The following is a 14694-nucleotide window of genomic DNA, read 5'->3' as shown; positions in this document are numbered from 1 at the left end:
AAAAGCATTCCGTGACCATTGCTTATCATGGGAAGTGCATGGACAATATGATGAATCTGGAAATTTCTCAGGAATACCGAAAACGTTTTACACAATAGGCAAGGGCAAGGCCCAGCACTCCAACTTATTCCTCGTTTATATCCGTAGCCGTTCCTTTAATTGATGATTGGGTTCTGGCCTGTTTGTAAGCGGAAGGGGATTCACCTACATATTTCTTGAACTTACCGTGGAAGTAGTCCACATTTGCATACCCCACTCTCGCCGCAACCTGATGGACCTTTAGTCCTTCGTCCAGCAATTCCTTGGCCTTTTCCATACGAACCTTGTCCAGAAATGCATTGAAATACTCTCCAGTATGATTCTTGAACAATTTACCCAAGTAACTGCTGTTATAGTTAAACACTTCTGCCAGTACTTCGAGTTTGAGATTTTCGCCAGGGTTACGCTGGATAAATTCAATCATCTGTTTCAATACAGTATCCTTGCTTCCCCCACCCATACGTTGAATAAGTCGATTAAAGTGTTCCGATGCCATGACTTTGAGATCTGACATCGTAAATTGATGATAGACTTCATTAATCAAAACCGAATGTTCCTGCATAATGGAGTGCATATGTTGATTCGTGGCTGCAAGCTTGTTGAACGCAAGAGAGAACACCTGTGAGAAGGCAGTTTTGATCGCTTGCTCTGTTCGGTGATACGGGACCAATCGATCTTCCATCTCACCCAGTACCCGCATAACCGACTCACTGCTACGGATGTCTAACGCATAATACAGCTTGTCCGCGAGTTCGTCCTCAACTGGTTCATGTGTTCCGTCCACAGCTTCAGCTCCCGGCTTAACAACGCCTTTACCTTCGCTATCTTCAGTCCACAGAATGATGCGTTTCTCCGTGAACAAGAAGCGTTCACCGAGTGTACGATTCGCCTGCGTGTATGACCGCGCAATTTCAGAAGTGGAATGTACGGGTTCACCTGCAGCACCATACATGTGAACCTCCCATTCTCCCAGCAGTCCTTCCAGCTCATCATAAAGAATGCGTGCAGATGACTCGGATGTGATTGTTTCCTTGCTTAACAACCCCAGACCGGAATGGAACGAGAATACGATGCCTCGGTCTTTCTGGTCAAATGCTTCAATCAGTTTGCGTTTCATAACACTTCCCCGTTGCAGATCGGGGGCCGCATGCATCTCAAGCAGCACGATCTGATAGTGAGGCCAGTGCAGACCCAGGCTGTCTTCTTCCATACTGCCTGCACCCTCCAGACTGTCAAAGAGTAAAGCCTCGATCTGGTGCTCCAGATAGACAGTATCTTCACCAGCTTGACGTGCCATTGTCTCCCGTTCACGGGTCAGGATCGTAGCAATCCTCTCCAGTTCACTAATAATCTCATCTTCATCCACCGGTTTGAGCAGATAACCATCTACACCAAAACTGATGGCTTTCTTGGCATAATCAAAATCTGCATAACCGCTCAATATCAAAAAGTGCGAATCCGGATGATTCCGGCGCACTTCTTCAATCACATCCAGCCCGGTCATACCGGGCATGCGAATATCAATAATCGTCAGGTCAGGCTCCAAATCCTCAAACCGGGAGATAGCCTCACGCCCGCTGGCAGCTGTAGCGATGACCTGGAATCCGTATTTTTCCCAATCAATAATGGTTGTCAGTCCCTCACGTATGCTCGGTTCGTCATCCACCAAAAACACTTTATACATGTTGGTCCCCTCCTGCTGGCAAAGTGAAAGAAACCTCTGTTCCTTCCCCATATACACTCTTAATCTGTAATCCATATGGCTCCCCGTACGTCAATGTTAAGCGTTGATGTACATTACGCATGCCGATCCGGCTCTTCTCCTGTTCCTCGGGTCCACAGATAAACTGCATCACCTCAGCCAGTCGTTCTGGCGTTATGCCTGCACCATTGTCATCCACACGAATCTGCACAATGTTCTCTACTAAACGAATACTTATATGAACACGGACTGTACCCTCTTTGTTCTCCAGACCATGGACAATCGCATTCTCAACCAAGGGTTGAATAATGAGAGGCGGAATGTACATCTTCTCCACCTCGGGATCGATATGAATCTGGAATGCAAGGCGGTCGCCGTAACGGAATTTTTGAATTTCCAAATAGGAACGTACCATTTCAAGTTCAGCCCGGAAGGTTGTTTTTCCACTGCCAATCTCCAGACTCTTGCGCATCAGCTTGCCCAGTAGTCTGACGATGTTGGCAATTTCTGCTTCTCCCTTAATATGCGCTTTCATCCGAATGGACTCCAGTGCATTAAACAAGAAATGTGGATTGATCTGGCTCGCCATCATTTTCAGTTTAATCTCTTTTTGAGCGATTTCCAATTGATTGTTCTGTTCTGTCGCTTCTACCACCTGTGTCATGAGTTCATTGATACTTTTCACCATATAGTTGAACTGTCGTGATAGTTGCCCAATCTCATCGTTTCCATCAATCCGCGAAGTCACGTTCAGGTCACCTAATGCCAGCTTGTTGAGATGTTTACTCAGCCGGAGCAATCGGTTCGAAGTGAGGAACGAGATGATATATACAAATAATAGGGCGATAACCAGCACAAGGATAATGAAAATCATGCCGATCATGCTGACGGTGTTGGCGTCTTTGACGATATTTTTGGTGGCAAAAACCGAAATCACCTTCAGGCTGTTCATACTTGATCCAGGGCCCAACTCATCAATAACAATATTAGATGGTTCCCCCCGGAAATCACCCTCTATGGTACCTTTCGCCTGATTCTGCAGATCGACACCAAAATCAAGCTCATCCAGCGTTTTACCTACGAGCTCGGTATTCTTGGCTGCAACCACATAACCCTGCTCGTCCGTAATCATCGTCTCAAACTGTTCCTGACGCAACAATCCATTCAGCTCATCCTGATTGATCACAATCATCAACACGCCCTCTGTCCGATACTCGGCAAAAGGTACTTTGCGCACCAGGCTGAGCTTGTGTACAGGATTATCTTCCTTGTCCGGAATGTAGAACCACCCGATGCTGGTTGTTTTCAGTGCCTGTTGGTACCAATAACTCTCTTCAGTCTGCTTGTCTACCGGGATGAATTCGAGGTTGTTGATCAATGTTGGGTTAGTTGAGTAAAAACGAATGCCGGCTATCTCACGGTACAAACGCCTGTACTCCTGAAAGTCTTTGTATGCAAGATACGCTGAGGTTAACTCCACAACGCTCTTGTACCGCTTATTCACGATCTCCTTGAGATCCGCATTAAACATTAAAAGATTGGATATATCGGTTGGTACACGTAACATGGTTGCCGTCTGGCTCTTGATCTTGTCCACATTGATGATCGTCTGTCCTATTGCATTGTCCAGGGCTTGCTGGCGAAAATAACTGGTCACAGCAAGACCAACAATCAGGACCGGAATCATGACAACCAGTACATAGGAAATGAGCAATTTATGCTTTAATTTGAGATTATTGGTGGTTCGTATCAGTCTTTTAAACATGTCTGCACCTTCCGTCATCTGTATAAGCGCTTACATATAAACAGCAGGATCAGGATGTACTGTCCTCAGAATTAATCATACCACATAACCGCCAGAATTCGGATTGTCATTGCAATGGGTAATATATTGCCAGGCAACAAGCCAGCCTAACCTCTAACAAAAGAGGCCGCCATTAACATGGCGACCGGGCTTACCGAATCATTAATGCTGACAGAAGTTTAGTGACTCCTGGATGGGCGAAATCCATATCCTTTGGCACGCCATGCAACAATCAATGCCACCAATGTTAAAGCCAAGATGGCCCAGTTAAATGATGCAGCTCCCCATTGATTCAGAAGAACACCTCCCGCCATTCCCCCAAGGGCAATAGCCAGATTCCAAACGGTTGTATTAATCGGCATTACGAGATCCACACCCTGTTCCCCAGTAGCTTGAGCAAGTGCAGTCTGTAACAGGGTAGCCGCACCGCCAAATGTCAGACCCCATAGCGCAACAGAACCAAAGACGACAACAACGTGCTCACTCCAAAGACCTAATACAAGGGAAATCAAAGCAAAGCCCGCAAGACTCATGAGAACCAGCATACGCAACCACCGATCAATGAAAATACCTGTAATCCAGATGCCCACCAATGCCATCAGACCAAATACAAGTAAAATGAGTCCAACCTTGGATTCCAAACCGACATCGGTGAGAAAAGGAGCAATATACGTGTATAAAATATTATGAGCCAACATCCAGGCCAAAACGACAGTTAAAATGGGTATTACACCAGGTGTGAACAGTACTTGCTTGACAGAGATTCGCTTATCCGCTGACTGCCCAGGAAAGTCGGGTACTTTCCAGAGCACCCAGAAAATCAGTACAAACGCCAGCAACGACATCAGCCAGAACACTGAGCGCCAGCCCATAAATGAACCAAGCAGTGTACCTGCCGGAACACCAAACGATAAGGCAATCGGCGTTCCAATCATAGCCACAGCCATGCCTCTTCCCTTGAGATGATCAGGTACCATGCGTAATGCATAACCACCAATTAGGCCCCAGGAGACACCTGCTGCAACACCGGCCAAGAAACGAGCGAATAGTGTCAGTACATAGTTTGATGAGAGAGCAGTAATGGTGTTGAAGACAAGAAAACCCATAATAGACAGAAGTAAAAGCGGACGCCGCCGCCAACCCTTTGTCAGCACCGCTACAGGTATGGCAGCAACCAGCGACCCAACAGCATAAAAGGTGACAAGCTGCCCCGCCCCTGCCTCAGAGATTTGCAGCCCTTCTTTAATTTGCGGTAGCAACCCCGCAGGAAGTGTTTCGGTCATAATGGCTATGAAACCCGCCATGGCCAGGGCCAGCAACCCCAGCCACGGAAAACGATGAGAAGATATATCCGACATCTGTACAGCTCCTTTTAAGATAGTGTAGAACAGGTAATGGAATTATGGATCGATCATTCCTTATATTATTCAGACCGTCTCACCTTGTCAATGACTTTTGGATCGATTAGTATATAATTAAGAAAAAGGAGGGAGGAACTCTTATGGCAAGAACGGGACGTCCGCGCATTTTCGACCGGGATGAGGCCCTATTACAAGCGATGATGCTCTTTTGGGAGCAAGGTTTCGAGGCTACTTCACTACTTCAGCTTCGAGCAGCCATGGGGGATATTTCAGCAGCCAGCTTCTATGCAGCCTTTGAATCCAAAGAAGCGCTGTATAAAGAAGCAGTAGAACGATATATGGATACGTTTGGACGTGTGACGGAAAGTTTCTCGGATCTCACGCTGTCACCAAGAGAAGCAATTGAAACAACCTTAAGAAGTACCGCAAAAATGCAAACAGACAGCACACATCCATCTGGCTGTTTAATTGTGCTGTCAGCCAGCACATGTTCTTCCAAAAACAATCATATCCGTGACATTGCCGCTGAGAAAAGAAAGCTGACTCGCAACCGTCTGGAGGATTGCATCCAACGTGCTGTGGATGTCGGTGAAATTCCTGCTTCCACGAATGTAGCCATGCTGACCACCGTATTTGATACCTTTATGCAAGGTATCTCTACACAAGCCCGCGACGGTGTTCCTCATGCAACGATTGATCAGGCTATCACGGAATTCATGGGCATCTGGAACCTTCCCCAACATTCAGCCTGACTTTACCTACGAACTGTTGATAGGTTAGAAACGCAAAAAAAGGCACTCCCACGATTGGAAGTGCCTCTCAGTATAGAATCTGCTCGTGTGTTATTAAGGACGCGGTGTACTTACCCCATTGAGGATCAGTTTAGGATGAATATCGGCGTTCAGCGAAGCGGAAACTGCACAATATTTTTCCTCAGCCATCTGGATGGCTTTCCAGATGCGATAATCCGGGATATCCCCATCGACTTTGAAGATCAGATCAATGGATGTGAACCCTTTAGGCATCTCTTCGCTGCGTGTGCCTTGCGCTTCAATCTCAATCGACTCAATTTTGTCCAGAAAAGCGTCCAGAATCATTGTGATATCGATTCCCATACAGCCGCCGAGACCAGCCAGTAACAATTCCATCGGGGTTGCACCCTTGCTGTCACCACCATAAGCAGCAGTGGCATCCATGCCAACAGCGTAGCCAGAGGGTCCTTCGGAAGTAAACGCGCGTTTGCCTTTCCATACGGTTGTTACATTCATGATGTTATCCTTCTTTCTTAAAATAGGTTAAGTTCAAGCGAAAATGGTTTGCACTTGCCACTCCGATGACAGAATAACCTTCCGATCGCTGTTATCCCCAGATTTTTTTGATTCCCTTCTTCAAGGGGAAAATCAGGGGATAAAGGCGCACGCTCCGCTTCTTCAGGTTTCTTCTGTCCTCTCCGTTCTTGTGCAAAAGGTTTAGTTGAACTGATATCGTTCACGACCTTAAATACCCGATTAGGATACGTTCGTTCTTCCGATCGCTGTTATCTTCATCAAAATTCAGTAATTTGCTGCAAGAACCGGCGGGTGCGTTCTTGCGTCGGATGTTCAAAGAATGCTTGTGGACTTGCTTCTTCCACGATCGATCCATCCGCCATAAAGACGATTTTGTTCGCCACATTACGGGCAAACTTCAATTCATGTGTCACGACCAGCATCGTCATGCCTTCCTCTGCCAGCTCCTTCATGACGGAAAGTACCTCTCCGACCAGCTCAGGATCAAGGGCAGAAGTTGGTTCATCAAACAGCATCACTTCCGGCTCCATTGCGAGTGCACGTGCAATGGCGACCCGCTGCTGTTGTCCACCAGACAATCGGGATGGATACGCATCCTGCTTGTCCGACAAGCCGACCCGATCCAGAAGAATCCGGCCGCGTTCAGCCGCTTCGTCACGCTTGATTTTTTTCACCGTAACGAGACCTTCCATCACATTACCCAGCACTGTCTTGTGCGGATACAGATTGAACTGTTGGAATACCATGCCGGTCTGGCGACGAATCTCCAGTACCCGGGCACGCTGGACTCGCAGCGGATCTGCACTGTTAACCACAATGCCGTTTACTTCAATCTGTCCTCCAGACAACTCTTCCAGCCCATTCAGACAGCGCAACAAGGTACTTTTGCCTGAACCACTTGGGCCGAGCAATACAACAATATCTTTGGCATCGACATGAAGATCGATGTTCGTGAGCACTTCATTTTGTCCAAAACGTTTGGTAAGTCCGGTTGTTGTAATCATCGGTTCTCTCCTCCCATCAGTAAGCGCGGGCTAACCGGCGCTCCACTTGTTCCAGAATGGCCGAGAAGCCGATACTCATAATCCAGTAGATCACACCGATGGCCAGATAAAAAGGCATATTCAATGCATATTGTGATACCAGCAGCTGTGCTGAACGCAACAACTCGGTAACACCGATGGCCGCCACAAGTGATGTTTCCTTCAACATGCCAATAAAGGTGTTCCCCATCGGCGGAATCGCAATGCGCACCGCCTGCGGAAAGATAATCCGTCTCATTGCTTGAGCCGGGGTCATTCCCGTTGCATATGCAGCTTCGGTCTGTCCTTTTGGTACAGCCTGAATGGCTCCACGGAAGGTCTCTGAGAGAAACGCACCTGCATTCAGACTCAGTCCCAGACAGGCAGCCGTGAGTGATCCCAAGGTCACTCCATAATCGACCAATCCGTAATAAATAACGAATAATTGCACCAGCAGCGGGGTTCCCCGCATGATGGATACATAAAACCTTGCGATCAACCTAAGCCACATCGGTCCCTTCAGACGAGCAATCGCAACAAGCACCCCGATGATGAACGCAAAAAACATGGAGATCACAGTTACATACAGCGTATAGTAAGCCCCCTTCAGAAAGAAGGGGATATTCTCAAATACCAGTTCCATGGGTCAAATCTTCCCTTCGCCTTGCAGGTTCATTATTGCGCAGGCTCTTCACCAAACCATTTTTTGAAAATGGTATTGTACGTGCCATCATCTTTCATGCCTTTGAGAGCATCATTCAGTGCTGCTACGAGTTCCGGATTATCTTTGCGAACAGCAATACCTGCCTGGTCACTCTTAATAGCTTCACCTACAGCTTTGATATTAAAGCCATTGGCATCCACAATTGGTTTCAGAGCGTACATATTGTTGATTGTTGCGTCAATCCGCCCAGCATTCAGATCTTTGAGTGAAGAGATGACATCGTCATAGGTTTTAATGGTGAAGTCTCCCACTTTTGGCAACACTTCATTACGCAGATATGATTCATCATTTGTACCCAGACCTACGCCAATCGTTTTCCCTTTGAAATCTTCCAGTTTGGTAATATCGTTATTGTCACTTTTCACAATGATTTTGACTTGGTTCGTGATATACGGGTCACTGAAATCCAGTACTTTCTTACGATCATCAGTAATCGTCATTTGGCTGATAATGGCATCAAGCTTCTTCGCTTGCAGACTTGGTGTCAGACCGGAGAACTCTTGGGATACAAATTCAACCTCTACACCCAGACGCTTCGCAACTTCACGTGCGATATCGGCATCATAGCCGTCCATTTCTTTCTTATCGTTCAGGAAGTTGTACGGGGCGTATGTGCCCATCATGCCCACTTTGATAACGCCAGCAGACTTGATCTGCTCCAGTTCATTGCTTGCCTGTGCACCATTTGTGCTTCCACCATCTGTTGCTTTACTTCCACAAGCACTAAGTACCAGCACGGTCATCAGCAGAATTGCTGTCAAAGACCAGCCTTTACGAGTTTTCGATCCATATGTTTTGTTCATTACGTTAACTTCCTCTCAGTCGTGTATTAATCTGGTGTACATTTGGTTGCTTTATTGTGACTAAACCGCAGTTGTACCCATTATTCCCTGCTATTTGTTTAATCATGTGAATCTTATGTGCCTAACAGTCCGTAAAACTCAAAGCTTGCTGCCTCAACTGCCAGCGATGAAGCTGTCATGGCTGAGAATTTGCTGTGCAACTCATCGGAACCGAACAACCAGCGTGATATCATGCCTTCAATCATGCTTACCAATAACGCTGCTCGAAGAGGTACATCCATGCCCTTAGGCAACATGCCGAGTTCGATGGCTCGTTCCATATTGTGACGAAACGCAGTTTCGACAGCATTACGTGTCTCCTCAACCAGGCGTTGTACGGATTCTTCCGTCACGATGCCTTTGAGCAACAGTTCCATAAAATAGCGATTCTGCGCGGCAAACAAGAACAAGTCAGTGAACAGCCTTTCCGATGCTTTCACCATATCTTCTACCGATCCTGCATCCTTGCGGTACCCTTGTCCGATCGCCTCAAGCAACTCCTCCTTGCCCGTTAAAACAATCTCCGAAGCAATGGCTTCTTTACTCTTGAAGTGCCAGTAGAACGTCCCTTGCGCCACACCAGCCTCGCGGACGATATCGGAAATTTTCGTCTGATGGTAACCTTGGGTTGCAAAACGCTCCATCGCTATGCGTATTATTTGGTCCCGGCGTTCTTCACCGGGTTCCAAACCGTTAATTTTGGTCATTCATGTAACCCTCCCGATTGATCAGTCAGTCAGTTAAGTTATATCCTATGGGATAACTAGGTTTTTGTCAATATAGTTTTAAACAAATGGTTACAAGCATAAGTTGAAGTTGAGTGCATTTGTGATCATAATAGGTGATAGCCTTGTTCAAATGAACAGGCATGGTCAAGCAGGACAGCCTGTGCTGTCACCTGCATTTCAAGGAGGAAGAGAATTGGACATTATATCATCCATTATTATGGGCATCATCGAAGGTTTGACTGAGTTTTTGCCCGTGTCCTCTACTGGACACATGATTCTGACTGCCCACTTGCTGGGTTTATCGGAGGACAACGAGTCAGTCAAAACGTTTGAGGTGGTTGTTCAACTCGGGGCTGTACTTGCTGTTGTTGTACTGTATTGGAACAAATTCATTGATATGTTCCGCTTCACCGGAGGGAGCAGACCTTACTCCCGTCGCCTCAATCTGGGACATATCTTCCTGGCGATGGTTCCTGCCGTAGTCATCGGACTTGTATTCCGCGACTGGATCAAAGCACATTTGTTTGGTCCGGAAACAGTGCTGTACAGTCTCGTTATAGGTGGTATATTGATGATCGTGGCCGAACGCTGGAGCCGGAAGAGTGGACGGATTACTACCCATGATGTCGATGATATTTCCTACAAACAGGCATTCGCGGTGGGTATATTTCAGATCTTGGCATTGTGGCCAGGCTTCTCCCGTTCCGGGTCAACGATCTCAGGCGGTCTCTTTGCAGGGGTAAGCCGTGTAGCCGCTGCGGAGTTCACATTCCTCGTGTCTGTGCCAATTATGATTGGTGCTACGGGATATGACCTGTACAAAAGTATCGATCACCTGAACGGCAGTGATTTCCCAATCTTTGCGATTGGATTCATCGCTGCTTTCATCGTCGCCATGCTTGCGATCAAGACGTTCCTGTCCATTTTGAAAAAATTGAGCCTGACCGTCTTTGCTGTGTATCGCTTTGTCTTGGCAGCCGTGTTCTTTATTATTTTGATGTAAGCATTACAATTCAAGTAATTAGACAGGCAAAATCAATGGCGGCCTCACGTTCCCTTGGGAAGCGAGGCCGCCATATTTTATATTCTGAATTATGTTTCTGTTGCTTCACGATTCTGTTGCTGCTCCAAAGACAGGAATATCCGTAATTAGAAGAAGCCTGATTCTTCATTCCTTCCTTCTTTAGTGGGTTGGATCATTGGTGATGCCGACTAGGTTTACTATGTATCATGGACAACCATATTTATGTTCACTTCTGAAAAGCAGCCTGTCTAATACCACTCTTTTACTTGAAAGTTCCGGTGTTTCTTTCGATTCTTTAATCTCTCACGCAGATTATATCTATTCTCCTTTTGTTCCTGCAGCAATTGCTTCACCCCGATCATCAACAATCGGTATCTTCGGTCATCATTGTGACTTAATTGGTGCATTTCTTCAAAAATTTCATTCTTCATACGGATCTTGTTCACTCCAAATATTCAGTTTGTTCTCACAGTATACATGGGAGCACTGAACAAATTCTAAACAAGCGTTGTTTCTCAACTTCTGTTATTCAAATGCACATCATGCGGACTGGAATGAAACAGAAAAACCCCTTCCTGTCGCAGGACAAGAAGAGGTCTCTTTAGCTAAGTTAATTAAACAAACTGCTGATGCCTTCGTACGCTTAAACTTTGGATTCAAGCGTCTCCAGATACTCGGAGATTTGAGCAGGTGTTTTAGCCCATTTGCTATGCAGATGTGCGATTTTCTTGCCGTTCTGGAAGACGAGCAGGCTCGGAATGCCGCGTACACCATTCTCTTCGGCAAACGGCTGGAACTTCTCTGCATCCAGGGCATAGAAGGTTTTGTCCGTATGTTGGTCGATAACATCCCCGATAAAACGATCCAGGTTTTTGCAGTCCGGACACCAGGTTGTATCAAATTTAATGACGGTAAAACCATCAGAGTTAATTGTATCCAAATATTGCTGTTCACTTTGAATTCTTTCCATATGTCTTCTCTCCCTTATATGTTCCTTTTTTGGCTGATCTTCATTGTACCTCGTATGGTTACAATTGAAAATAGGCTTAATAGAGTTAACGATGCTGCTTGTACAGATTAGCGGGACTGAGTTCTCGTATTTCCTGAATTTCAGCAGCGGTGAGTTCAGGCGAATTCGAAGCAGCAATATTGTGCAGTAACTGTTCTCTTGAACTGGCACCAGGGACAACTGCTGCTACGGCAGGATGGGATAACGCGTAGCGAATAGCTGTCTGAGCCATACTGCGTTGGTCTGTAACAAGACGACTTAGCCCTTGCCGAATGGTATATAGTTGCTCTGGCGTATAGTCCAGATAACCTTTGTCTGCCTTGGCAGATCCGGAATCGGCAAGCACTCCGCTAGCTACGGGCCCACGGGCAATTACGCTGATCCCCTTTTGTTCCAATAAAGGCAGCACTTCTTCTTCCGCTCTGCGGTCAGCAATGCTGTACTGGTTCATCACACTGACGATGGATGCCCTCTTTACATACTCCCGAATCACATTGGGACGAATGGAGGAAATTCCGTAATATCGGATAAGTCCTTCCTTCTTCAGTTCCTCAAACGCTTCGATCGTCTCTTCGATGGGGTCGTCCAAGGTCCCGCCATGCAGCTGATACAGATCGATGTAATCGGTCTGCAACCGCTTCAGACTTTCATGTACAGCCTGCTTAATGTAGGCTTTGGACGGGTCCCATGACCAGCCCTCTTTACCCGGCATACGACGATTACCTACTTTGGTCGCCACAATGACTTGGTCCCGACGACCCTTAATAGCTTGTCCTACAATCTCTTCATTACGCCCTGCGTCGTACAGATCGGCTGTATCAAGCAGATTGACCCCATGATCCAGAGCCTCATGAACCAGGCCCACAGCGTGCTCCATTTCAGTTCCAAGTGACATACATCCCAGCCCAATCTCAGATACCATCAGTTCGGATGTACCCAGACGATTTTTCTTCATATGTGCCTCTCCCTCCATACGTTCTGCAAGTATCCATTGTATCATTCTTGCTGGCAAAAATCGCATTACACCCAAAAGCAAGGGATTGCTTTTGATTGCACAAAAAAAACCTGGAATGACTTCATCTCCAGGTTTCTCATGATCATCATTTGAATTCAATCGATAAACGAGCTATCGCAATCTATTTCACTTCCACGCGTGGTCTGGCTTTACTTGTTCCGTTGGACGAATTGGAGCTTTTCATCATACCCGAGACCGTGCTAAACAGCTTATCTCTTGCTTGTTTGTTCCTCATCAGATAAGTCACACCTGCGCCGATAGCCGTCATGAGTATTCCTCTTCTTTTAGACATGTGCTTCTCCTCCTTCAGGATAAATGTACATCGTGTCTTGTTTGACAATTACCCTGTGGGAGCAAAACGAAACGAAGTGCAGGCTTGATCGCAGAAAAAAAGATGACCTCCGAATTAAAATTCAGCGGTCATCTTTCACTTGCTCTTTTGAAGCATAAACGCTCACACCCGTTAATCAGATGGCGTTGCCACATGGGTCATTTCTTCATGTTTGTAGGTCGAACCATCAGCGGTCAGATAAAAGTGTCCGATGGGATGCAGATCTTCATCCAATTCGTAGACAAGCGGAATGCCTGTCGGGATATTGAGCGCCATCACGTCTGCTTCGGACAATTGGTCCAGATGCATGACGAGTGAACGGAGCGTGTTACCATGCGCAGAGATCAGCACTCTTTTGCCAGCAGACACCATCGGTTTAATCTCCGCATTCCAGTACTCCAGTACACGCTTCGATGTATCCATCAGGTTCTCCGTAAAAGGGATGGTACATCCGAGCCGTTTGTACTTGTCCAGATCCTGCACATATCGGTCATCGGTTTCGTCCAGTGCAGGGGGAGATACGTTCACGGATCGTCTCCATTCCTTTACTTGGTCTTCCCCATACTTCAGAGCAGTCTGCTGTTTGTTCAGTCCTTGCAGCGCACCATAATGGCGTTCATTCAGCTTCCAAGTCTTCGTAATGGGAATCCACATGAGGTCCATTTCATCCAGCGCAATATCGAGTGTTCGGATAGAACGTTTCAGCACGGATGCATAGGCGTAATCAAAATCAAATCCCTGTTCCTTCATGATCTTCCCTGCTTTACGAGCTTCTGCGTAACCATCCCTCGTCAGATCCACATCTGTCCATCCGGTAAAACGATTCTCTACATTCCACATGCTCTGTCCATGGCGAATCAAAACAACTCTGTACATAAACTTGAACCCTCCTTCCATGGAAACATTACCCGCAAGTCAAACTAATTAGCACAGTGAAACGTTCATCACATTAATAATATGGTGCCATCATCAGGTATACTACAACACCTGTAGAACTTACATACAGCCAGATTGGCATAGTCCAACGTGCAATTTTGCGGTGTTTCTTCAATTGATTCGTCCAACCCCATACCAGTGTGAACAACGCCAATGGAACAATGAGGGCTGCCAGTATACTATGGGTAATCAGAATGAAGAAATAGATGGAACGAATGATGCCCTCGCCACCATATTTGGACGTCTCTGGTGAGAGGTAATGAAATGTCAGATAGGTCACGAGGAATAACAGTGTTGTTGAGAATGCAGCAAGAATAAATCGTTTGTGCAGCTTCACATTCCGCTTGATAATAGCAATAAGCGCTGCAAGCAGGAAGATGAAGGTAAAGCTGTTAAACACGGCATTAAACCGTGGCAACACCGTAATATCAAAGGTCACATCACCTTTGTAACCAATGGACGGTGCGAAGAACAATAATAAAATAATGACATTAGCGAGAATGGAAATCGTAATAATGATGCCTGCGAAATTTTTATTGCTCGTCGGGGATGGAATATTCGGTTCCCCTTTGTTATTTTTGCCCAATGCAAAATCCTCCTCATATCCTAACTTCTATGTTCTATATCATTATATCTCGGCAATTCCGGGCTGTTAAGTGACAACACTCTGAACAAAAACCGTAGCACTCCCCTATAAAATGCCCCTTAGCGGCTATTTTCAATCAAATCCACACCAGCTCCCATTTACCCAAGTCTTTATTTGTGGTATAATTAATGCAATTAATCACATACGCGTTAAAACTGGAGGAGCCTGTCACCAAGGGCCCCTCTTTGTCTTTTTAGGCATAAAAGCGGCACTCTTAACAAG

At 46.2% G+C, this 14694-nt stretch carries 16 protein-coding genes; 2 read left to right on the top strand and 14 right to left on the bottom strand.

Features of this window, described 5'->3' with window-relative positions:
* Positions 1-124: 124 nt before the first annotated feature.
* The 3 genes from FE296_RS08920 to FE296_RS08910 all read right to left on the bottom strand — a co-directional run bounded on the left by FE296_RS08920 (position 125) and on the right by FE296_RS08910 (position 4903).
* On the bottom strand, positions 125-1723 hold the full coding sequence (locus FE296_RS08920; protein ID WP_190945099.1) for a response regulator transcription factor: 1599 nt from the start codon (positions 1721-1723) through the stop codon (positions 125-127).
* Positions 1716-3506: a sensor histidine kinase gene (locus FE296_RS08915; protein WP_091038507.1), complete on the bottom strand. Its 1791-nt coding sequence runs from the start codon at positions 3504-3506 to the stop codon at positions 1716-1718. Before FE296_RS08915 ends, FE296_RS08920 begins: the two co-directional genes overlap by 8 nt.
* 218 nt (positions 3507-3724) lie before the next feature.
* A complete protein-coding gene (locus tag FE296_RS08910) occupies positions 3725-4903 on the bottom strand; it encodes an MFS transporter (protein WP_150364777.1) in 1179 nt (392 codons plus the stop codon).
* Between the two features lie 143 nt (positions 4904-5046).
* Here FE296_RS08910 and FE296_RS08905 point away from each other — a divergent pair, with 143 nt between their 5' ends.
* Positions 5047-5658, top strand: a complete 612-nt coding sequence (locus FE296_RS08905; protein WP_150364776.1) for a TetR/AcrR family transcriptional regulator — start codon at positions 5047-5049, stop codon at positions 5656-5658.
* 93 nt (positions 5659-5751) lie between these two features.
* On the opposite strand, the gene FE296_RS08900 is transcribed toward FE296_RS08905, so the two are convergent.
* From FE296_RS08900 to FE296_RS08880, 5 genes are all read right to left on the bottom strand, one after another.
* Complete coding sequence (locus FE296_RS08900) at positions 5752-6174, bottom strand: OsmC family protein (RefSeq protein ID WP_017692209.1); 423 nt, start codon at positions 6172-6174, stop codon at positions 5752-5754.
* A 278-nt stretch (positions 6175-6452) separates the two neighbouring features.
* Positions 6453-7199 carry an amino acid ABC transporter ATP-binding protein gene (locus FE296_RS08895; RefSeq protein ID WP_150364775.1) on the bottom strand — a complete coding sequence of 249 codons (747 nt, stop codon included), beginning with the start codon at positions 7197-7199 and terminating at the stop codon, positions 6453-6455.
* Between the two features lie 16 nt (positions 7200-7215).
* Positions 7216-7860, bottom strand: coding sequence for an amino acid ABC transporter permease (locus FE296_RS08890; RefSeq protein ID WP_017692207.1), 645 nt, complete (start codon positions 7858-7860; stop codon positions 7216-7218).
* 32 nt (positions 7861-7892) lie between these two features.
* The gene (locus FE296_RS08885) at positions 7893-8744 is read right to left on the bottom strand and encodes a substrate-binding periplasmic protein (protein ID WP_124118148.1); all 852 of its coding nucleotides are present in this window, start codon (positions 8742-8744) and stop codon (positions 7893-7895) included.
* Positions 8745-8857: 113 nt separating this feature from the next.
* Complete coding sequence (locus tag FE296_RS08880; RefSeq protein WP_150364774.1) at positions 8858-9490, bottom strand: TetR/AcrR family transcriptional regulator; 633 nt, start codon at positions 9488-9490, stop codon at positions 8858-8860.
* A gap of 214 nt (positions 9491-9704) precedes the next feature.
* On the opposite strand from FE296_RS08880, the gene bacA reads away from it, so the two are divergent.
* Complete coding sequence (bacA, locus tag FE296_RS08875) at positions 9705-10514, top strand: undecaprenyl-diphosphate phosphatase (RefSeq protein ID WP_017692204.1); 810 nt, start codon at positions 9705-9707, stop codon at positions 10512-10514.
* Positions 10515-10783: 269 nt separating this feature from the next.
* On the opposite strand, the gene FE296_RS08870 is transcribed toward bacA, so the two are convergent.
* The 6 genes from FE296_RS08870 to FE296_RS08850 form a co-directional block, all read right to left on the bottom strand.
* Positions 10784-10966, bottom strand: a complete 183-nt coding sequence (locus FE296_RS08870) for a hypothetical protein (protein ID WP_124118151.1) — start codon at positions 10964-10966, stop codon at positions 10784-10786.
* Positions 10967-11178: 212 nt separating this feature from the next.
* On the bottom strand, positions 11179-11505 hold the full coding sequence (locus tag FE296_RS08865; protein WP_017692202.1) for a thioredoxin family protein: 327 nt from the start codon (positions 11503-11505) through the stop codon (positions 11179-11181).
* A gap of 85 nt (positions 11506-11590) precedes the next feature.
* Positions 11591-12499, bottom strand: a complete 909-nt coding sequence (locus FE296_RS08860; RefSeq protein ID WP_150364773.1) for an aldo/keto reductase — start codon at positions 12497-12499, stop codon at positions 11591-11593.
* A gap of 181 nt (positions 12500-12680) precedes the next feature.
* Positions 12681-12851: a hypothetical protein gene (locus FE296_RS32680; protein ID WP_190945097.1), complete on the bottom strand. Its 171-nt coding sequence runs from the start codon at positions 12849-12851 to the stop codon at positions 12681-12683.
* A gap of 171 nt (positions 12852-13022) precedes the next feature.
* Positions 13023-13766 (bottom strand): 2,3-diphosphoglycerate-dependent phosphoglycerate mutase, encoded by a 744-nt coding sequence (gene gpmA, locus FE296_RS08855; RefSeq protein WP_124118153.1) that lies wholly within the window; start codon positions 13764-13766, stop codon positions 13023-13025.
* Positions 13767-13839: 73 nt separating this feature from the next.
* Complete coding sequence (locus FE296_RS08850) at positions 13840-14412, bottom strand: DUF420 domain-containing protein (protein WP_017692198.1); 573 nt, start codon at positions 14410-14412, stop codon at positions 13840-13842.
* Between the last annotated feature and the right edge of the window lie 282 nt (positions 14413-14694).

The sequence above is a fragment of the Paenibacillus sp. UASWS1643 genome (genome assembly GCF_008693195.1).
Taxonomy (GTDB): Bacteria; Bacillota; Bacilli; order Paenibacillales; family Paenibacillaceae; genus Paenibacillus; species Paenibacillus amylolyticus_B.
This window is presented reverse-complemented; position numbering and strand designations above follow the sequence as displayed.